This window comes from Blautia intestinihominis, from assembly GCF_040096655.1.
GTDB lineage: Bacteria > Bacillota > Clostridia > Lachnospirales > Lachnospiraceae > Blautia_A > Blautia_A intestinihominis.
On sequence record NZ_JBBMEI010000002.1, the window covers coordinates 1 to 20,964 of the forward strand.

Sequence of the window (20,964 nt, forward strand, 5' to 3'; positions counted from 1 at the left end):
ACCTTAATTTTACCACAAATGGATGCTCTTTTTTTATTCACTTAACAAGTGAAAAGCAATATGCAATTAAAATACAGTAACTATGTGGCTTTCAGCCACGATCACGGCTTTGCCGTGAATAATTCAGGCTTATTATACCATTTTTCTTCTGACAGCAATTGTAAAAATTTTATATTTTCATATTTTAGGAAGACTTTGTGCTACGCACAGCTTTCCCGGGGATGTCAAGTCATTGCTACAAAAAATATGCGGCTTTTTTGCCACGAAAATGGCTTAAAACCGCATATTTCTGTATAGAGGACGTTATATAATTGTCACAAAGTAGGTGGGGAGGATGTTATGTCATTGCTCCATCTCATGCAATAATAATCAAAATTAAAATACAACACATACTACCAATATCTACGCATAACGCTCTGTTAAACCATGCATATTTATTAACCGTAATCTGTGCATTATATGTTATTTCATCCGCGTAATCTAATTCTATTTTGGATAAATCTTCTTCTCTTTTTATTATATTCAAATATTTTCGATATACCGCAATTAAATATTTTTCTTTTGTATATTTTGCAATATGAGTAAATAACAATAAATTATCTGCATCATTGCTCGATTGTATTGTTCTTTTATTATTTCCCGTTTTAGGTTTAAAAGACATCAATGCTAATCCTGAAGATATTATCAAAGCGCAATTGATTATATAATATAGTACGTTCTTATTCAACACATCTACGCTCCCTAACATTGCTGTAAGAACAGCTATATTAAATGCAATTAAAGCTGCATTTTTTGCCTCCGCAAAACTCAACCAATTATTAATATTTGAAAATGTATTTTCCAATATGGATACTGCTGAATTTCTATCATCACTATTTTCCATTTATCTCCTCCATTTTTTCAAAAGCCAATTTCAATGTATTTTTAAAATCCTTAACAGCATCTTCTTTAAAATCTTCAACTTCTTCTTTTGAAATCCATCTTACACTTGAATGTTTGCCGTTTTCCACAAAATTTGTTATATCATAAGGTTCTATAATTTCTGCCAAGGAAATGACTCCTTTATCTTTTCCCTGTTCACTTTCAACCTCATACAGTGCCAATGGTATAGGTTGTTCATCATCCCTTCTTGCATCACAAACAACTTGGATTTTCAATCCAAAATCCTCATAATACTCTTGTTCAATCTGTACACTCAATGAAGTCTCTAATGCTCCCTTGGCACAACCAAATTCCCACTTACTTGGATACTTTTTCCGACTATTTGATCGTTTCATTATCAATATTTTCATTGTAGATTTATCATAGCAAACTGCTACACAATGAAGCCGCAAAAAAAACTGTGGTTCCAAAAGATGCCCCGATATAGTTGGTGAGTTTTGTGATTCTTCTATTATTTTTTCTATTTTTGTGAATTTTTCAGCCAAATTCTGATCAAATAATATTTTCTTTAATGCACCATAAACATCATTATACATTTCCTCTTTCAAAACAGGTCTTTCTCTATTTGAAAAATATTCTTTTGCTAAAGTATTTTCTTTCTTTTCATCATAAAAAAAGCTATCCTCAAATTGTACATTTTCCGCATATTTAGGATCATGATACCAAATAATAGGATACATCCTATTTTGCCAAATTCCTTTTAAAGATTTATATGTAATGATATATATATTTTTTAAATAATCTGTATCCTTTGAAAGAATATAAGCAAGTTCAAAGCTGATGGCCATACGCCTATTTTCAGTTTCTTTTTTTACTCTAAATCCAGTATCAATATCATTTCCTAAAAACTCAATAAGACCATATCCTTCTCTTAATTTATATCTTTCTAGTAAATTATCATACCTCTCTATTTGTTGTATTTCTTCTCCTACAATTGCAATCCACGCAGCAGCCTTTAAGGAAATAATATTCTGTGTTTTCATTAATAATTTTTCAGCATCATCAGCTTCCAATTCATCAAAAAACTTTCCTGTTTTTAATTGATATACAAAATTATTTAAAATTTCGAATATTTTGTCTGTATAAACAAAAAAATCTTGTTTTTCCTTTATTGGAATAATAAATATAATTTCATCTCCTAAAACTCTCCACATCTCTGCTCCTGGCATTAATTTCATTACATTAGCCTGAATCTTTTTAAACAAAGAAATAATTACATTATACCATCCAGTATAATTCATCGTTTTATAAGCAGACGAATTTACTATATCAAAAGAAAAGAATAGCTCAACAGTTCGTCGAGCTATCACTTTTTCCTTTTGTATATTTAAATCTTCAATTAGCTTGCTATATTTACTTAATGTCTGATCTTCTTTTACCATCTTAAATACCCCAAAAATTTTCCTCGATTAGATGCAGCTTCTACCGACACATTAAAATACTCTGCAATCTTGGAAGTATCTACTACGTTACCGTCCGCAATCCTTTTAAGGACTGTAAGATATTCCGATGCTGGCATTAAAAAAGCTGCTGCAAACTCATTTGCTTGATATTCTTTTTCGGAGCTTCCTATTCGATGATAAATGTTATTCTCTTGTCTTGCCCATAACTCTTTATTAGTTCTATATCCCATATGAAGAAAGAGATGTCCTAATTCATGCGCAATTGTAAATCTTTCTCTTTTTTCGTCTTGATATGGGGATACAATAATCCTAAATCCATCCCCTTCCTTTTCAACTGCGCCATCTGAAAATGAAGTTTCTTTTTGGATAGTACCACCTAATATTTCAACAATATCACCAATATTCTGAATCGGAACAGAAATGTCATATACATTTAGTATATCTTCTGCTAATGAATTAATCATTCTTCTAGTAGAAATATCCATTATATCACTTCCCTCTCTTTAATGTCTTTTCATTATATCATACTCCTTTTACCATATTCAATACCTCCACAACTATTGATTAAAATTTTTCTTTTCTCCATTCCACCTCCACTCTCCCATCATCATACACATATATTCCCTGCACATATTCTTCCAGCATCTCTCGTGTCAGCTTCTCATAGCCTAAATACTTCAACATTTGCTCCACCGGAACATTTTTTTTCATCAGAATTTCTTTCTCTCCGTTTATCAGTTCATCCAGTTCCTGTACACGTTTCTGCAGTCGTTCTCTTTCTTCTTCCAACTGCTTCTTTGCTTCCATGAACTGTTTCTGATTCATCTGTCCCTCATGATACTTCTCATAGTTCTGGCGGTTCTGAATCTTTATCTGCTCCTGACGTTTTTCACAGTCTGCACTTTCCGTCTTATAGGCTTCTATGCTGTCCTCATGCTGTTTTCTCATAGATTGCTGCATCTGTTCCTGACTAATATTTTGACGTAAATATGCCTTTATTTCTGCCAGTACGATATACTCCAACATTTTGTTATCAGCTTTCCCTGCAAAACATCCTGTATCTTCTTTTCCTTTACTGTAAGCACAGCTATAAAGGATATGACCATGAACCGGACTGCTTGAAGTCAGACTTCTGCGACAATTTCCACACTTCACATAGCCACCTAACAGTGTTGTTTCCCTGTCAAATTTACTTTTCTTTGTGTATCTGATCTGCAGGGACTGTGCTTTTTCAAAAACTTCTTTTGATACGATCGGCTCATGGTGATTTTCCATCACTTTCCACTGATTTCTCGGCACTGGTACTTCTTTCCCTGTTCCGGGATCTGGAATCTTTGTCTTTCCATAGACCATACAGCCTATATAAGTCTTATCATCCACAATCTTCCGTATCATATCACTCGTCCACTGCAATCCTCTTGATGCAGCTTTCTTGCTGTCTGATTTCTGTCGTCTGCTCATAGACTGCAAGGGAGTCAATACACCCTCTTCATTGAATAACTTACAAATCTCCATCTTGGAATATCGCTGATTGGTCAGTTCAAATACTCTGCGAATCACTTCCGCTTCGTCCTCTACAATCATCAGTTCTTTCTTATTTTCAGGATTGATTCGATACCCATACGGTGCAGAGCCACAGCAATACTCACCTTTTCCTCGTCTGGTACTGACTGCCGCTTTTACCTTTACGGACTGGTCTTTCACATAAAAATCTGCTATCAGTCCTTTAAACTGTACTTCAATATCCGAACTCTTTCCCTTATAATCTTTAGAATCATATCGGTCTGAGATAGAAATGAATCGTACTCCCAGGAATGGAAAAATCTGTTCCAGATAAGTTCCCATCTCAATATAGTTTCTGGCAAAACGTGAAAAATCTTTTACCACAATACACTGTACTTTGTTCTCTCTGGCAAATTCCAAAACCTGCTTAATTGCCGGACGATCCATACTGGAACCAGAATACCCGTCGTCGTAGAACTCCTGAAATGGCATAGAAGCCAGTTCCGGGATATTGGAAATATAATCTTTGACCAGTTTTCTCTGATTGATAATGCTGTTACTTTCTCCCTCTGAATCATCTTCCATGGAAAGACGATAATATCCAATAATCAGTTTCTGATCACTCATGTTCTACCGCCCCCTTAAACCCGAAGTTGATTTCCAGTCTGCCATCACCATATAGATACATACTTTCAATCAAGCTCTCCGCAAGTTCCGCATTGATTCTGGTTGTCCCATCCAGTTCCAGCAGACTTCGTAAAAATCTGGCTTCTTCTTTCTGCTGTTTTTCCAGCTTTTGTATGGTATGCTCCAGAGTTCTCTTTCTCTCTTCGCAGAATACTTTCCAGTTATTACGGTCATCTTTCATTTCTATATAGGCTTCTTTGGAAAGTTCACCCTCTTTATATTGCATGAATGCCTGTGCCAGTTTTTCTGAACGTTTTTCCATATCTGCATCCAGTTTCCTGATCTCTGCTTGAATTTCTTTGATTTTGGCAAGAAAGACTGCACTGCTTATAGCAGACATATCCTTTTTCCGTAAGTCGGATAACTGAAACTGTCTGGTCAGCTCCGAACGGACAATTTTCTGCAGTTTTCCTTCGGAAATAGATTTATGACTGCATTTCCTTTCATCCCGATACTGGGCAGCATTGCAAAAGTAAAGCACATCATTTCCGTATCTGCGTGTGCACATTTTTCGCTTACAATCTCCACAATAGAATACATTGTAAAATGCTCTTTCATCCTCTTCCCATCCTGCTGTAGTTTTTGCTGCTTTCTGTTGTGCTGCTTTTAACCTGACCTGTGCTTTGTCAAACAATTCTCGACTGATAATCGCTTCATGGGCATTTGGCGTAATAATCCACTGACTTTCATCCAGTATGTCACACCATTTTTCCCCTCTTTGAAATCTTGATTCGTATTTTCTCTGAACCAGATCACCATAATAATTATTTCGATTTAAAACCGCACGTATCGAAGAATTTCCCCACTGATGAAGATTCTCTCCATCCTGACAGTACACATGATGATATTGGTTATAGTCCGAAATCCGATGTACCCCATCTTCAAACAGCCTGTCAATAATACTCTGTATACTATCTCCAGAAGCATATTCTTCAAAAATCCTACGAACAATCTTTGCAGATTCCGGTTCCACAATCAGCTTATAAATCCCATTTACCTTTTCCACACAATATCCGTATGGAGCTGTAGATCCCACATATTCACCATTTTTCTGGGCAATACGTTTCGCAGCCCGTTCTTTTGCAGAAATGTCTTTCGCATAAGCATCATTCACCAGATTTTTGATATTCATAGATAATTCCTGATTCTTAGCACCAGGTGCAAATGAATCATAGTTGTCACATACAGAAATAAACCGTACTTTCATAAAAGGAAGAATCTTTTCCAGATAGTTACCAGTTTCGATGTAATTTCTTCCAAATCGTGAGAAGTCCTTTACCAGAATACAATTTATCTTGCCTGCTCTGACATCATTCATCATCCATTCAAATCCAGGTCTGTCAAAATTTGTTCCTGTTTTTCCAAGATCAGAATAAATATCATACACAACAATCTCACACTCTCTGTCCGGATTTTCATTGTGCTTCTGAATGAATTCTTTTATCAGCGTAACCTGTGTTTCAATAGATTCTGACTTTTTTTCATCATTGTCTACGGATAATCTGGCATAAATTGCAGCCATACATACCGGAATACCAGAAATCTTCTTCTCTGTGTTTTTCTTATATCTTTTTGCTGTTCTTGCCATTTATCCCACCTCTTTCCTGCACTCTGTCCTGTGTTCCGCATAAAACCGTCTTATGACTTTCATCTTCTCAATCATATCCTGATAGCGGATGTGAATTTTAATTTGCTTGTTTTCATAAATATAGATTTTATCTACGGTCAGTGCCAGCAATGTGCGATCCAATTCTTTGATTTCCAGTGATTTCTTCCAGTTCTCCAACTGAACAGTTGCAGACACTCCACCCTCAAACATTTGCTTTACCAGCTTTTTCTGATTTTCAATCATCTGCTCCAGTTCTTCACATTTTCTTCCGTAACTTTCCCTAAAATCATCAAACTCCTCTTTGCTGATCAGTCCCTCTTTCAAGTCATCACCCAAAGATGCTTTCAGACTGTAATAGCGGTTATATTCTTCCTGTAACTTACTAATCTGTGTATCATAACCAATTACCTGATCGTAACTGACTTTCATTTCACAAAGTTCTTCCATAATCATCTGATAGTCTATAAAAAGTGCCGTATATGCCTGAATCTCTTTCAATACAATTCTTTTCAGCACCTCTTCCGGAATACTATGTCTGGTGCAATCTCCACCTTTATTTTTTGTCTGGCAAATATAAAAGGCTTTTTTCTTCCCCTTATATTGATTTACCCTGCGTATCATTGGTGTATGGCAATCTCCGCAAAATACAAAACCTGAAAAAAAGTTTGCACTGTCTGATGTTTTCGATGCCCTGCCATCATATTGAAGCAGCTTCTGAACCACATCAAAATCATTCTGCCTGATAATTGCCGGATGCGTATTTTCTACTTTCACCCACTCTGATTCTGGCTTATCCAAGCGTTGCTTTACTTTATAGCTGATTCGTTCCTGCTTGCCCTGTACCATGTTTCCAATATAGACTTCATTGGTCAGAATCCTTTTGATCTGCACTGCCGACCATTTCGGTGTATCTGAACTATGAAATCCGGAATTGTAATTTTCACCATTTGCCTTTTTATATTCTTTTGGCGACTGCACATGACGTACATTCAGTTTTTCTGCGATTGCTCCAAGACTGAACCCATCAATTTTCCATGAAAATATTTTTCTTACAATATCCGCTGCATAAGAATCAATCACCAGACAGTTCTTATTCTCCGGATCTTTGCAGTAACCATACGGTGCAAATGCTCCAATAAATTCACCTTTCTCACGTTTGATTTTCTGATGGCTTCGCACTTTACCGGAAATGTCTCGGCAATAACTTTCATTTACAAAATTTTTGATTGGAACTACAAATGACTTCTCTGAAAAATCTGCTGTTTTACTGTCAAACTGGTCTGTAACTGAAATAAAACGCACATTTAAAGCCGGGTAGGTCTTTTCGATCCATCGCCCGGCTTCTATATATTCTCTTCCGAATCTGGATAAGTCTTTTACAATCACACAGTTTACTTTTCCAGCTTCTATATCAGTTGTCATTCGTTTAAACTCAGGTCGGTCAAAATTTCCTCCTGAGTATCCGTCATCCACATATATATCAAAGATCTGAATATCCGGCTGGCTTTTTACAAAGCTCCGAAGTAACTCTCTCTGATTTGCAATGCTGTTGCTCTCTGACTTCGCACCGCCCTCTTCCATATCATCTTTCGATAATCGAAGATATAATGCAGCATCGTATATATCTGGCATATTCATTTGCATCTGTTCCATTTCACATCGCTCCCAACTTACTTATTCCATTGAATTTGAAGTCAGAAACCATGTATCACGTTCATTTTCCCTGACTTCACATTAACATAACATCTGTAGCTTCGCAAGATATTTTTTCAAGACTTGCATCTAATACATCAACTCCGTTCTTTTTCTTAGATAATCACTGATCGCATCTGTAGCATCCATTTCTCCTGTCATTTCCACGACTACCACATACCCTTCATTCATGTGAGCATACGGCTGATCGCCAGATTTATCCAGAAAAGTTTCCACTTTTTCAGAAATAGCTTTATCCATATCAGGAATTAAATCTTCAATGTCCTTTAACTGCTCCAGATTAACACTGGAATCTATTACTGACTGATTCACCATGATGCTCACCTCTTTTCCAACATATTCTTTGTATAAGTCGTCCTATACCTACAATTTTCTCAATCACATCACCTTACCTTTCACATTTTGTTCTCAAATTTTATCTATTACTATGGCATTGCATATTCTGTTCAGCGTGTTGGCTTCCATTCGTATAATCTGTTGTCAGCGTTACGTCCAACCTCTATCAGAATATTTCTGAATGCTGGCAGCTTCTTCGCAAACTTACCAGCCGTTTCCGGAGTATCTTCGACGCTCGCCCGTAAAATCATTTACAGGGTTATGGCATCTGTGGAATCAGATTATACAGCTCATGTAATTTTCAAGGTACAAAAGAGATTTTTTTGAATATCCTTTCACTTATTACAGCCTGGAAACACCAAAATGTTGTTCTCTTCAAAAAAATCCTCTCACTAATAAAGCCTGACAGAAGGATTTTACCAACCTCATTTTGCAATAATTTACAAAAAAATATTTATCCTCATCTGTACATTCGCTTTCATGCGAACCTTTATCGTACTGTCATTTTAATTCGCTTTTATGCGAATGTCAAGTATTTTGTTCGCTTCAATGCGAATCTTTCTGTTTACATTCCTTGTTTTTGGTAGTAAAATGGATTTATCAAAAAGAAAGTTGGAAATTTGGTATGACAATCGGTGATAAAATAAAAAAAATCCGGACATTCCGGAACATGACACAGGCAGAACTTGGAGCTGCCCTCGGCTGGGGCGCTAAAGGTGCAAACCGCCTTGCTCAATACGAAACGAATTACAGGGTTCCCCGTAAAGATCTGGTAACTGAAATGGCTAAGATTCTGGACGTAAATCCACTGGCACTGCATGAACCTACTACTATGGATGCTTCTGAACTTATGGAAATCCTGTTCTGGATTGATGAATTTAATCCGGCATCTATCAATCTCTTTCAGTTAGAAACTTATCCCGAAGAGAAATGCAATTCCAGCGAAGATACTGCAGTCCGTTACCATAACTCTGATAACTGGCCTGCTCATCCACCTGTTGGTATGTGGTTCAATTATGGAGTTCTCAATGATTTTATGAAAGAATGGGTTCTCAGAAAAGAAGAACTGAAATCCGGTGAGATTACCAGAGATGAGTATTTTGAATGGAAAATCAACTGGCCACAGACCTGTGACGGGTGTGGGAAATATGAACCTAAGAAAAAATGGCGAATATAGCAAATACAATGCTCTCCAAAACTGGAAAATATTCCAATAATGGGGAGCTATTCTTTTTTTAATCTAATGCTCTTCTACTATATGTATTTTTCTTTCAGACAATCATTAAGCACCTCTTCACAAACAGCATATTCCCGTCTATTTGGATATTCTTTAGCAACTACTTCACTGCCAATCTGAATATATGATAAGCGCTTAATTTTTAGGTATGATAGAAAAAATCCCCGACTACTTTTCAGTAGCCAGAGCACCTTGACAATTCACATATGATTGATTTGATTCGTTTACACGACGTTCGATTTCAGCTTTGACAATTTCGTTCCATGGAGACAGAAGTTCTAATTCATCATCGCTCATCCTATCATTATCGTGCTGATTTGTACAAAGAAATAACCCTATTATGCCGGTTGACAGGTTGGATTACGCTGATTTTTTGAAAACTTTATATTGTATATTTTAATGAATTGTAGGATTACTTTATTGACATTTCTGACACTATCATATACACTGTACATATCGTACAAGTACGCATATATCAGAAGGTGGTGAGAGGAAGTTAGAATGGAAATTATCATAAGTAATAGTAGTGATAAGCCTATTTATGAACAAATTTCTATGCAGATCAAGAGTTTAATCATGGATGGTACCCTATCTGCCGGAGAAGCCCTGCCTTCCATGCGTGCACTGGCAAAAGACCTGCATATAAGTGTTATTACTGTTCAACGAGCTTACGAAGATTTAACTCGAGATGGGTTTATCGAAACCGTATCGGGAAAAGGTAGTTTTGTTGCATCACCAAATAAAGAATTTATTCAAGAAGAACAACTACGAATAGCGGAAGAATTTTTAGAAAAGGTTGCTATAATCGGTCGTACTCATGGTATCAGCTATGAGCAAATGGCTAATATTCTAAAACTATTTTTTGAAGAATGAGAGGTGAAATTATGGAACAGAACAGTATTGTTGTAAAAAAAGTGACTAAAAAATTTGATGATTTTATGTTAGATCATATTTCATTTACAGTTCCTACAGGACGTATTGTGGGTTTCATAGGAGAAAATGGTGCTGGAAAAAGTACAACTATCAATTTAATTTTAGACCAGTTGAAGTTGGATGCAGGTGAAATAAGAATATTGGGTAAACAAAATCATTCTTATTTGCATAAAGAAAACATTGGTGTTGTTTTTGACGAATGTAAATTCCATTCCGTCTTAAATGCAAAAGATATTGCCCAAATCCTTTCGGGATCTTATAAAACATGGGATATGAATTTGTTTGAAGAATATATGAAACGCCTTGATGTTCCATTAAATAAATCAATAGGGCAACTTTCAAAAGGTATGAAGATGAAATTGTCAATTATTTGTGCACTATCGCATAGACCCCAGATTCTGATTTTAGACGAAGCAACAACAGGGTTAGATCCTGTTGTACGAGATGAAATTTTGGATATTTTTTTAGAATTTATTCAAGATGAAGAACACTCTATTTTGTTCTCTACACATATAACCTCTGACATACAAAAGGTTGCTGACTATGTAATTCTGATTCATAATGGAAAAATTATTTTTGAGGAAAAGAAAGATGACCTCATTTATAATTATGGAATTATACGCTGTAAAAAATCAGAATTTAATACTGTTTCGCCAGATGACTATGTATGTTGTCGAGAAACAAATCTTAGCGTGGAATGCTTAATACATGACAAAGTAGCTGCAAAAAAAAGATACCAAAATCTAATTATTGATGACGCTTCTATTGAGGACATTATGCTGTTCTATATCAAAGGAGGTATCAAATGAAAGGATTGGTTTTTAAGGATTTATTGCTTATGAAGAAAATGAATAAAAAAGTCATTCTTGTAATGTATTTTTTTGTAATAGCAATTTCATTCTTCGGAGAGAATGAAGTTTACTCAATTATGTCATCGGCTTTTTTTTCACTTTTTATCGGTATGCACTTAATGATGACCATGACCTATGATGGATTGACTTCATGGAAACAATATGAATTAACCTTGCCGATGAGTAAGTACCAAATCATTTTCAGTAAATATTTGACTAGCTTGCTTCTTGTTCCGATTAGTATAATGGGTACAGTTATCATTTATATCATTCGTTATGTGGTTTATCATAATTTTACACTTAGCCAGTTTGGTTTTTCTATCGCCATTGCAATAGCATTACCTGTTTTATGGTGTTCTATATGTTTAGCAATAGCACAGTGGTTTGGCTATATGAGCGTTCAGTATGTGAGAATGATTTGCACACTTCTCGTTATCTTTTTCGTAAGTAAAATATCAAAAGATATGGACTACGTTACTCAAAATTTGGTTAAAAATCCTATGTTGATTGCTATTTTTGTTTTGGGTATAGTAGTTGCATCGTATTTTGTTAGTGTTATAGGATATTCAAGGAAAAAATAAAAAGTAGAGACGCAAATAAAAGTAAGTGTCGAGTGGGTGCGTTTCCCTGTCTACGGAAATAAAACTCGCGACAAAATCTGAGAAAATGAGCCGGTGACAAAATTTTCCACTCTTTTGTCCGAAGTGCAAAAGCGAATGCCTAATCGACATTGAACAATTCCATATAACTGCTATTAAAACGCCAGACGCACAGCCGCAGAGCCGATAATACACAGTTCTTGAACTGTGGTTATCGGCTTTTGTATTTTCCTAATCATAGTGATGGCTTTTTTCTTCAAACTTCTTCTGAAAATACATTTTAAGCAGCATGATTCCCACATTGATAAATCCAAATGTCAAAATCAAATTCACTGGCAGATATTCTCTGATTACATCTCCAAGTACTGCAATCCCCGAAAGACTTCCCAGCAAAAACATCTGTGAAATTTCATCCCACATTTTTTTGTATCTTTTTATTACTTTCACGATTGTTACCATAACGATTGCCAATATAAAAAGCACAGCTACAATCGCCAGAATCCTAATAATCCATGCTTCTCCGCCTGTATATGCTATTTTCTGGTTGAATCCGTTATCATAGGTTGGATGTACCAACCATTCACAAAATCGAACATACCACATGAATGGAGTCCTGAAAAAATCTATAAAGTCATTCTGAAAAGCATCATTCTGTACGATTGCAAACAGGATTACTGTAACGTATCCCATTCCCCAGAAATATTCTATATCCCTCATTTTTTCAGTTCTTGCCTTTACTTCTTTTTTTGCTTTGCGGATTTCCAACTCTGTACTTTTCTTTTCGTTACGGGCTTTGGCTTCTGCCTGTTCCATCTTTTTCTCTGCTTCTTTCTGTTTCTTCTGTGCTTCATCTACTGCTTCAACAGATGATTTATTCACCTGTATCTGCAGTTTAGAGTTCTGGTTCCGAACGTCTCTTATTTCTTCTTCGAGCTGCTCTTGCTCGCTCCTGCTCTTCAAACCATTCCTGTTCCTCAGATCGTCGTTGCTCTGCTGAAGCGATTGATTCAGCTTCTGCGTTTCGGACAATTCGATTGTCAGACGCTGAATTTCTACGGTTGATTTCCGAACTTCTTCTCGCAATCTCTGCCTGTCGGATAAGATCGTCTGTTTCTCTTCTTCCAGTGTCTGTATCTGCTTTTTCTGTGTTCGCATGAACTCTTTCGCTCTCTCGAAACTCTGTACGAGAATATCTCTCTCCACTTTGAGCTTGATTGGTGATTCCTCTGGTGTCTGCAATGGCTGCGTCAAGCTCTCTGTAATAGTTTCTGAGTTCTTCGTCCGATCTGCTGTCTCTGTTGGCTGAATCTCTGGCTTTTTGCCTATTTCTATCAAATTCATTCTCCAGTCCCTCCTTGCTGATGTCCAGATGGAATGTTTTTGACAAATTGCTATCTCGCACTTTCTTCCCATCCTGGTTCTGAAAAGTGATGTGCTTCCGTTTCTCTGTCCAGTTTACGTTCCATCCAAACTGTTTCATTTTTTCTATAAACTTTTCTTTGCTGATACAATTTTCCAGTACCTTTAATACCGCCATTGCACAGTCCGCTACAAAACTGTCCTTTACCTGCTGACGGAACAGATTATATTTGTCTTTGCTCCATGCAATGACTTCCCCTTTTTCAATCTGGCTTCCATTAAAGTGCTTTCCTTTCTCGGCAACTGTCAGTCCACGTTCCCGGCACATCTGATTAGTAAGCTGTTTCATCCGCTCCAGATCTTTTCTTGTATTATGCAGCTTTCTCCCATCTTCATAACTCACTGAATTAGTAACCAGATGGCAGTGGATATGATCTTTATCCTTATGCACAGCCACTAAAGTCTGGAATCCACTGAACCAATTTTCTGCAAACTCTTTTCCAAATTCTAATGCCTGCTCCGGAGTAATCTGCTCGTCCTTATGCCAGGAAATAATGTTGTGAGCGTACATTCTCCCAGAATCTTTATCCCACATCTTCTTTTCTTCTAAAAAGGTTCTATACACCAGATCATAGTTGATCTCATCATAGCAGCACGGACCTGTTACATAAGTAAGCAGTTCACTTGTCTTGTCCTGTCGCAAAACATATTCGATACAGTTTCTCATTGCTCCATGTGTATTTGTCCGCTTATTAATCGTCTTATTAATAGCCATATCTTTTCACTCTCCTTCCTGTATTTGAGAATATTTTTGTTGAGATAATACAGAATATCTTCCCTTGGCATAAAACCATCCGTATTCATTTTTCTTGCAATCTGATTCAAATTCGTAGCTGCACCACGAAGCTGACTAAGTATCTCTGCAAGAATCTGATTCAGCGTTTTCAGTTCTTCCACTTCCTCTGCAGAAGCAATTTTTAAACCTGCTATTGCATGAATTACAACCGCCTGCTGAGTCTGTCCAGACTCCTTTACTTTATTTTGGAGCAGATCATACTCTTCTTTATTCATTCGTATCGTTACTGTATAATTTCGTTTTCGCATAAATCTTTGTCTCCTTTCTCCACTCTATCTTTTTTATAAATCATTCATAACCTTTCCGGCAGGTAGATTAGCAGGGGATATATAAGGGAGTGCAACGCTCCCTTATACAGGTGCAGGACAGCGTCCTAGTCAATCAGTAAGTGTTCCGTAGGAATGTCCGGTGGACATTTCGCAGGAATACTTACGCCATTGACGTGCCGGGGTTCCAAGGGGCGGAGCCCTCTGGCAAGTTTAGGAACAGCCCAAAGGCTGGCTCCGGTGCATAGTGGCTTGCCACTTTGCGAAACTTGCCTGTCATCTCCCCACCACTGAACTAGCACCAGTCAAGTAACATTTCTCCTCTGCGTTATCCAGCCTAAATAGAGATGACGGTGGTTTTGTGGTGCAGGGACAGACTGTGGAAGAAATAGAAAAGCTCCCATTTCGATAGATTTTCTCTTTCTGAAACAGGCTGTTCGTGCATCACTCCGATGCGAAGTATCGGACAATCATGTGCCGTATCCGGCACTCTATTCTTTTCTTCACCTTGCTTGTTCCATCCACCCATCTACCAACGCTTTTCTGTTATATTTTCCTGTTATTTCTGTCTTTCTTTTACTGGATCTCTTTCCAGCTCTGCTAAAAGACATCAAAATAGCAGTCATAAACATTTCTCCAATTCATAATGTCTGAAATGTCACCACTGCCATTGTCTTTTTCTGCTATTCTGTTTTTGTAAAGCTGTTCCTTACTGTCAATCTTATTCTCTGTTACTGTTATTCTGCAGCCAACTAAAAACTATCTGCAAAATCCAGTGCTGCATCCATATCAGCTTCTTTCTCCCAGTCCAGATTATCTTCTGTAATCTCTCCATCCTTTTTTTCCATTGTTAGTATTCTGTCCGACAGCTTACTTTCTCCTACCGATTCTTTTACAAACGGTACAAGCATTTCCATCAGATTCTTCGCTATAGCCATCGGAACGGATTCTTTCACTCCATCCCGGACAGCTGTTTCCACTCTTTCCAAAAACGCATCTTCCTTTTCTCTGGTTTCCAGATACGGATCTGCTTCATTCCTGTACTCTCTGGAAAAATAATCGTTTAAAGCAACTACAACTGCTCTGGTGTACGATTTATATTTTTCCCTGTCCATCGTCTGCAAATATTCCCATGCCTGCCTGTCCTGTTCATCACAAAGATTCAAACGGATATTTGTGTTGATGATTTTCCGTTCTTTTCTCATACAAGCATCCCTCCGTTTCTCTGAATTTTCCTTACGGTCATTGCTTCATAGCCTTTCGCTGTGGCACAGATGTCCCGTACAATTGTCACCCGGCTCTTGTCATATTCTCCAAAATTCTGGATCATACAACCGCCACCGCCGACCACATACAGACGCATCAGTTCTGGATTATATTCCCGTTCTCTCAGCTTATGGAAAATTTCTTTCGTATAATCTCCGGCAGCTTTACGAATGACTGTCAGATATTTCTCACCAATATCTGCTGTCCCGGTACGGATCACCTGCTCAATCACCAGATCGTCCACCACTGTTCCCAGTTCTTTCAGCAGGGATTCCCTTACAGTAAGCACACACTGATGCGTTCCATATTTCTCTGTAAAGCATTTCTTCTCTAATGGACGGGAATTGTTGATATACATGATGTTTATAGTTCCGTTTCCAATATCCACAAGCATGTTGATTCCTTTGAAATCCTGTAATCGGTAAAAGGCTGCTGCAAACCCCTGTGGGTAAATATCAGCTCCTGCAAACTCTACATGGTAGTCTTTGTTACGGAATGTAAAATCCACACTTTCATTCTGGAGAAGATATTTCTGAAAGTCTTCTTTCTGTGTAGCTACCCAGGTAAGGGGAAGTCCGGCTGCAATGTGTACCTTTGCCCTGTTCATACCTTTCCCATCAAGTTCTCTTGCGATAGCCGCCAGTGTCAGCACATAATAGTCCTCATCCTGCGTTTTCTCTGCACAGAACTCCTTGTGTTCCTCTCCGATCTGGTAATACATGCCATTGTAAACAAGAAGATTATTCTGAAAGATTGGCTCCTTGTCATATCTGGCTACACCGGATGGGAAACATCTGGTAGCTGTTTTCATGTTTCCATAACCATGATCAATCCCGATCACCATAACTGTTTCATTATTGTTGATTTTCATCATTCTCATAATCATACCTCACACTTTCTTAATTTTTATTTTTTTACTTTTTCCCAAATTCGGGAAAAACCTATATTTGTATCAGCTAAAACGTTGATACCTGAAAAAGGGCAATCAGTGTAAAAAAAGCAAAATTTTATGTACTCTGGCAGCTATCTTTGTTATTTCTCCTGCTCCGGTAACATTTCTTTTTGCTTATTTTGCCCTAAATGCCCTTAATTCCCTGATTCATATTTAATTGTAACTGTTTATAATCTATATCTGTCTCTTCAAAAGGTATTCTTTCTTCTGGATCTACAGGACAAAAATCTTCTTCCTTAACTGCAATATCCTGATAATAGAACTCACCATTGTACTGCTTCAGAAGGAAACCTTTATCCGTCATATTCCTGAAAAAGTTGGACTTACCATGCCCCTGTCTGCCATTCTCTTTGCAGTATTCCTCATACATATGGAACACTTCACTTCGTTTCAGACGTTTTCCTTTGGCACGCACCAATGACTCATCAATAAAAGCGCAGATACTATCTGACGTCCGTTGCACTTCTCTTACACATTCTTTGCTGTGTTCGCTCTCCGTGAACTTTCCCTGTTCGTACAGATTTTTCAATGCAATCATCGCCATATGAATTGCATAATCGGATTCTGCCTGTACCTTTTCCTTTAAGTGCAGATCTTTTTCACCACTTTTTACTACCCGGTTCATATCAAGAATCAGTAGTCTACGGTAAAAAGCATCTGACTTATCCTCAAGATTCTGCGGCATTTCATTGGTAGAAAAAAGCAGCTTCGCATAAGAGTGGAAATGAATTGCATCCTGTCCTTTTTTCTCATAAATCAGTGTGTCCTCACCGACTGCTTTCTTTAATACATCTGTGTTCTCCATTGCTTTGCAGGGAATATCCGCACAGGCATTTAACAGCTTTCCATACATTCCAGTCGCATAGAATCGTTTATTTAAATCCTGTAAAGAAATACTGGACATATTGGTGATTCCAACTACATACTGAATCAGTGATACTGCCACAGACTTTCCAGTTCCACCATTTCCTTTCAGTGTAAGGAATTTCTGAAACTGCGTATCCTGTGTCATGCAGTATCCAAAATACTCCCAGAATGTCTGCTGTTCTTCTTTATTTGGAAGAGACGATGCAAGATACTTTTTGATATTATCTCCACCTTGTAACACCTGCTCACAATCCTCTGGATAATAGGGAAATGGAATCTGATTGATTGTCAGATAATCCGGATTGTGTTCCAGCATTTCACCCGTAACCGGATCATAATATCCATTTTTGAAGTTGATCCACCGCACAGGTTGTTTATTTAGTTCATATGCCTCTCGGTGAACTTTTGGCTGTGCGATCAGCAGATTATAGATTCTTTTGATCACTCCACTCTGTATCTGGTCACGATAGATCAGCTTCTGGATACGGTATTTCATTCTTACCCCATCATGGTCTTCCAAGAAAACTCCATGCTCATAATAATACGGTGTGATTCCCACCACAAAAAACTGAACATTCTCCACCAGGTAATCTACAATCTCCATATCCCGGACACCTTTCACATTTCCTTTTGCATCAAATAAGTGAAAACGGCTCAGTTCCGGTTCTTCTTTCAGATATCGCTCAAACCGAAGAATATACTTTTCCAGTAATTTCTCAACTTCTTTCTGATTATCCAGTTTGCCAAGGTACTCCTTCTCTTTGAACAACTGCCAGCCCGCTTTTCCATCAAGACCAGCGTCTTTGAAAAATGTCTGTAACTTATCATTCATCCACTTCACCGTACAGGCAGTCACATAATGATAGGCACTCTGACAGCTTCCTGTAAACTGAATAGCTCTCATTTCTTCTATAAAGGAATCTGCACTGAAATAATATCCGTCATCTTCCTGTACCAGACAAAGTGCCTGATAACCTGACATCACAATATTCAGTGCGATATCCTGATTGTCCACCAGAAAGATATAGGTCTGTGCTGTCCCTTCTGGATTGGTTTCCATATAATGCTTCAAAAACTTCTTGTTCAAACTTATCACTTCCTTTCAGGCAAAGAAAAAGACGCAAGCCATATCTTATGACTCACGCCTTACTTCGCTCACAATATTCTATTTTTATCAGTTACCTGCCAGATTAGTTACTGGCAATCCTTATACACAAATCAATTCTTTCAGGATAATCTCTTCTGTAATCGCTCTGTGCTGATTGGCAGCTCTTACCCATGCCATCTGATCTTTCTCTTTATCCGGCAGTGGTTCTTTTTCTTCCAACTGTTTCAGAATCACTTCCTCCCGTTCCCTAGCTGCCTTGTCCACTTCCAGAAGATGCTTTCCAATCGTATCCTGCAGAAGCATCACCTGATAGGTTGAATTTCGATGGTTTTTCAGATAATCTCTGCGAAGAAAACCATACTTGCCAAGTTGCTCCATCTGCTCACCGGATTTATAGATGAGATTCGGGATCAGGTATCCATTTACATTCGTGTACGTTAATTTCATATTCATAAGACCTCTCTTTCGTTTAAACTTTTATCTGTAACAGAACCAGATATTCATGTTACGTCATTGCTACAAATCTTTCTTTCCATATCATTTTGAATCCAACCCGGGCAGATTTTCTTCAAAATCATAGTGAAAGTGCTTCTTTTCTGTGTTGGGAAAATGAACGGAAACACTTGATTTTACTGACTTTCTTCAATGTAACCTTATTATAACGTCCTTCCCCCACCCCACCGCTTCATTCGGATACTCATTAAATCCGGGCAGGGGCTGCGCGCCTCGTCTTAAGTAGGCTTTGACTTTCTCGCCCCAGAGGAATGGGTCGTTTCGTTGTATGATGCCCCATTCCATCAGGAGGGCGGCGGAGCCGGTGACGAAGGGAGTGGAGAAAGAAGTTCCGGTGACACTGGTATAGGCACCGCCGGGAGTGGGGGCGGTGATGTTTACGCCGGGGGCGACGAGATCCGGTTTGGGGAATGAGAGATTCGATCCGCCGCGGCCGGAGAAATCGGCGTAGGCGTTTAGTCTGGAGTCATAGGCTCCTACGGTGATCACTTTGGCTGCAGTGGATGGGATCGTGAGTGTTTCTGCAGCGATCGGACGGTAAAATCCGGTCACTGGGTTCAGGACATTTCCACCCGGAAGCCACAGGTTATAATTACCCTCCCGGATTCGTCTGCCATGCAGATGAATCTTCCAGATTCCACTGGTGAGGTATGTCTCTACAGGGATAAAATCAAAATAAATCTCCTGCGTTACCTGAAAAGGTCCCGGCTTTCCGTAGTAAATCAATAAATCTGTTTCCCCTGCACGATATCTCTGTGTGCCGATTTTTTCCGAAAGTGTTGGCAGTCTTTCGCCGGATGGCGTTTCTATGGAAATCTCGATCTCATCTGCATAGGCTTTCCATAACTGCAGATTCAAAGTTGTCTCATAAGTCCCAATACTCATTTCCACAGTTTCTGTCTGTCCCTGTCGAAGCTGTCCCGCCGTATGGATCCGGTCATTTCCATTATTTCCGCTTCCTACACAGATGACAGAACGTCCTACATTCGCTGCGTTGCTGAGATATGTTTCCAGCAGAGAATCCCCTTGATGTGAACCGTAGTTATTCCCAAAGCTGATATTTATAGCAATCGGTCTTCTCATCTTCACTGTCTGCCGGATCAGATAATCAATCCCTTCCATCAGCTCTGTTGTCCGTGGAAAAGAATTTTCCCGTGCATTTCCCATTTTTACAACGAGCAGATCACTTTTATAGGCCACGCCGCGATTTACTCCGCCTGATGCTCTCCCATTTCCCGCCGCGATTCCAAGAACTGCCGTTCCATGTCCACTGGAATCTCTGGATGGAACAAGGCGCCTGCCCTCAGTTTCCCCAAGTGCAAGCGCCTTATCTATTTCTTCTTTCGTATATTCAGTTCCTGTCACATAACCTCTTGGTGGCTTTCCATCCAGACTCTGATCCCATAATCGCAGGATCCGGCTGCTGCCATCCTCATTTCTGAAATCCGGATGAAAATAGTCCACTCCGGAATCCACAACGCCAACCAGAATCCCTTCGCCGGTCAATCCGTTTGCACCAGCCTGTACCGGCAGGATGCAGCTCGCCTCTTTCGCCTGAAGCGTCTCAAAATAAAGTCGCTTGGGCTTTTCTATAAACTCCACCTGCTGTCTGTCGGAGTACGCATCAATCTCTGTTTCCGGTAAAGTCACTACTGCATAACCTCCAAGCAACGGAACTGCCTGAATTCCATCACCGCCAAGGTCACTTTCCGGTCCGCTGTATTTCACGATCACGTCCCATAGTTTTACTGTGGAATCATATCCAACATTCAGATTTTCCGATTTTGCCCGTTCCTGTGGCGTTGCCTCCATTGCAAGATTAAGAAGATTATCTATTTTCTGATCCGGCATAAAGATCTCATTTCAGATAGCACATTTACTTTATTATATGCTCCTCTTTTTCCAGTATATTCTAGCAGTTTTCCAATACATTGATTTCCATTTTCTGCTTCACCCGTTTCTGC

Annotated in this window: 19 protein-coding genes and 1 pseudogene; 5 read left to right on the forward strand and 15 right to left on the reverse strand. The window is 38.5% G+C overall.

From position 1 onward, the window contains the following. Positions 1-355: 355 nt before the first annotated feature. The 7 genes from WMO75_RS00975 to WMO75_RS01005 form a co-directional block, all read right to left on the reverse strand. Entirely contained in the window at positions 356-883 is a 528-nt protein-coding gene (locus tag WMO75_RS00975) for a Pycsar system effector family protein (RefSeq protein ID WP_227221943.1), read from the reverse strand. After that, a complete protein-coding gene (locus WMO75_RS00980) occupies positions 873-2,324 on the reverse strand; it encodes an NUDIX hydrolase (RefSeq protein ID WP_227221944.1) in 1,452 nt (483 codons plus the stop codon). Before WMO75_RS00980 ends, WMO75_RS00975 begins: the two co-directional genes overlap by 11 nt. Beyond that, positions 2,318-2,830, reverse strand: a complete 513-nt coding sequence (locus WMO75_RS00985) for an ImmA/IrrE family metallo-endopeptidase (RefSeq protein ID WP_227221945.1) — start codon at positions 2,828-2,830, stop codon at positions 2,318-2,320. Before WMO75_RS00985 ends, WMO75_RS00980 begins: the two co-directional genes overlap by 7 nt. A gap of 79 nt (positions 2,831-2,909) precedes the next feature. Continuing rightward, positions 2,910-4,475, reverse strand: a complete 1,566-nt coding sequence (locus WMO75_RS00990) for a recombinase family protein (protein WP_227221946.1) — start codon at positions 4,473-4,475, stop codon at positions 2,910-2,912. Further along, positions 4,468-6,123 (reverse strand): recombinase family protein, encoded by a 1,656-nt coding sequence (locus WMO75_RS00995; protein ID WP_227221947.1) that lies wholly within the window; start codon positions 6,121-6,123, stop codon positions 4,468-4,470. Before WMO75_RS00995 ends, WMO75_RS00990 begins: the two co-directional genes overlap by 8 nt. Further along, entirely contained in the window at positions 6,124-7,797 is a 1,674-nt protein-coding gene (locus tag WMO75_RS01000) for a recombinase family protein (protein WP_227221948.1), read from the reverse strand. Between the two features lie 129 nt (positions 7,798-7,926). Next, positions 7,927-8,172: a DUF6870 family protein gene (locus WMO75_RS01005; RefSeq protein WP_016286640.1), complete on the reverse strand. Its 246-nt coding sequence runs from the start codon at positions 8,170-8,172 to the stop codon at positions 7,927-7,929. Positions 8,173-8,818: 646 nt separating this feature from the next. Between WMO75_RS01005 and WMO75_RS01010 the strand changes: the two genes are divergently transcribed. The 5 genes and pseudogenes from WMO75_RS01010 to WMO75_RS20070 all read left to right on the forward strand — a co-directional run. Continuing rightward, positions 8,819-9,370: a helix-turn-helix domain-containing protein gene (locus tag WMO75_RS01010; RefSeq protein ID WP_227221949.1), complete on the forward strand. Its 552-nt coding sequence runs from the start codon at positions 8,819-8,821 to the stop codon at positions 9,368-9,370. 561 nt (positions 9,371-9,931) lie between these two features. Continuing rightward, complete coding sequence (locus WMO75_RS01015) at positions 9,932-10,303, forward strand: GntR family transcriptional regulator (protein ID WP_118044672.1); 372 nt, start codon at positions 9,932-9,934, stop codon at positions 10,301-10,303. Between the two features lie 11 nt (positions 10,304-10,314). Continuing rightward, complete coding sequence (locus WMO75_RS01020) at positions 10,315-11,172, forward strand: ABC transporter ATP-binding protein (protein WP_227221950.1); 858 nt, start codon at positions 10,315-10,317, stop codon at positions 11,170-11,172. Then, a complete protein-coding gene (locus WMO75_RS01025) occupies positions 11,169-11,795 on the forward strand; it encodes an ABC-2 transporter permease (RefSeq protein ID WP_118048550.1) in 627 nt (208 codons plus the stop codon). Before WMO75_RS01020 ends, WMO75_RS01025 begins: the two co-directional genes overlap by 4 nt. A 139-nt stretch (positions 11,796-11,934) precedes the next feature. After that, positions 11,935-12,003: pseudogene (locus tag WMO75_RS20070) on the forward strand (hypothetical protein); the annotation flags it as partial. Between the two features lie 41 nt (positions 12,004-12,044). On the opposite strand, the gene WMO75_RS01035 reads toward WMO75_RS20070, so the two are convergent. The 8 genes from WMO75_RS01035 to WMO75_RS01070 form a co-directional block, all read right to left on the reverse strand. Beyond that, entirely contained in the window at positions 12,045-12,692 is a 648-nt protein-coding gene (locus WMO75_RS01035) for a DUF6040 family protein (protein WP_319638474.1), read from the reverse strand. A 13-nt stretch (positions 12,693-12,705) separates the two neighbouring features. Beyond that, a complete protein-coding gene (locus WMO75_RS01040; protein ID WP_227221952.1) occupies positions 12,706-13,947 on the reverse strand; it encodes a relaxase/mobilization nuclease domain-containing protein in 1,242 nt (413 codons plus the stop codon). Next, complete coding sequence (locus WMO75_RS01045) at positions 13,896-14,276, reverse strand: plasmid mobilization protein (RefSeq protein ID WP_227221953.1); 381 nt, start codon at positions 14,274-14,276, stop codon at positions 13,896-13,898. The genes WMO75_RS01040 and WMO75_RS01045 overlap by 52 nt, the downstream gene beginning before the upstream one ends. 770 nt (positions 14,277-15,046) lie before the next feature. Then, on the reverse strand, positions 15,047-15,499 hold the full coding sequence (locus WMO75_RS01050; RefSeq protein ID WP_227221954.1) for a hypothetical protein: 453 nt from the start codon (positions 15,497-15,499) through the stop codon (positions 15,047-15,049). Then, a complete protein-coding gene (locus WMO75_RS01055) occupies positions 15,496-16,440 on the reverse strand; it encodes a ParM/StbA family protein (RefSeq protein ID WP_227221955.1) in 945 nt (314 codons plus the stop codon). Before WMO75_RS01055 ends, WMO75_RS01050 begins: the two co-directional genes overlap by 4 nt. A 196-nt stretch (positions 16,441-16,636) precedes the next feature. Next, on the reverse strand, positions 16,637-18,475 hold the full coding sequence (locus WMO75_RS01060; protein ID WP_227221956.1) for a DNA primase family protein: 1,839 nt from the start codon (positions 18,473-18,475) through the stop codon (positions 16,637-16,639). A gap of 111 nt (positions 18,476-18,586) precedes the next feature. Then, the gene (locus tag WMO75_RS01065; RefSeq protein WP_227221994.1) at positions 18,587-18,934 is read right to left on the reverse strand and encodes a TnpV protein; all 348 of its coding nucleotides are present in this window, start codon (positions 18,932-18,934) and stop codon (positions 18,587-18,589) included. A gap of 195 nt (positions 18,935-19,129) precedes the next feature. Beyond that, positions 19,130-20,851: a S8 family peptidase gene (locus WMO75_RS01070; protein ID WP_227221957.1), complete on the reverse strand. Its 1,722-nt coding sequence runs from the start codon at positions 20,849-20,851 to the stop codon at positions 19,130-19,132. Between the last annotated feature and the right edge of the window lie 113 nt (positions 20,852-20,964).